At 66.7% G+C, this 723-nt stretch carries 1 protein-coding gene; it reads right to left on the bottom strand.

Annotation, left to right across the window (positions count from 1 at the left end; genetic code table 11):
* Positions 1-723: aldo/keto reductase (locus tag GYB81_RS23425; protein ID WP_161897973.1), on the bottom strand; the 723-nt coding region annotated here is incomplete at both ends.

Here is a 723-nt window from a genome sequence, read left to right as displayed (position 1 = left end):
TGATCGAGGTGACGGCGGGCTTGGCCAGCAGCCAGGCCAGGGCGATACGGGCCGGGCTGCAACCATGGGCCTCGGCGATGGGCCGCAGCACGTCGATCACGTCCCAGGCGCGCGCCTTGTCGACGATGGGGAAGTCGAACGAGGAGCGACGCGACCCTTCCGGCGATTGGTTCTCGCGGCTGAACTTGCCCGATAGCAGGCCGCCGGCCAGCGGGCTCCAGACCAGCAGGCCCATCTTCTCGGCCTCGAGCATCGGGATGAGTTCGCGCTCCAGATCGCGACCGGCGACCGAGTAGTAGGCCTGCAACGTATTGAAGCGCTCCAGGTTCAGCCGCGCTGAAACGCCCAGCGCCGTGGCGACGCGCCAGGCCTGCCAGTTCGACACGCCGACGTAACGCACCTTGCCCTGGCGCACCAGATCGTCCAGCGCGCGCAGGGTTTCCTCCAGCGGCGTCACGCTGTCGTGGGCGTGAATCTGATAAAGGTCGATATGATCGGTCTGCAGTCGCCGCAGGCTGGCCTCGACCGCATCCATGATATGCCCACGAGACGCGCCGACATCGTTGCGCCCCTGGCCCATGCGGCTGTAGACCTTGGTCGCCAGCACCACATCGCTGCGCGTGACCCCCAGATTCTTCAGCGCCTGGCCGAGCGTGCGCTCGCTGGCACCGGCGGAGTAGACATCCGCCGTGTCGAAGAAATTGATACCGGCATCGAGGCTGG

The sequence above is a fragment of the Pseudomonas yangonensis genome (genome assembly GCF_009932725.1).
Taxonomy (GTDB): Bacteria; Pseudomonadota; Gammaproteobacteria; order Pseudomonadales; family Pseudomonadaceae; genus Aquipseudomonas; species Aquipseudomonas yangonensis.
The sequence above is the reverse complement of the archived record's forward strand: the minus strand, read 5'-3'. Positions and strand labels throughout refer to the sequence as shown.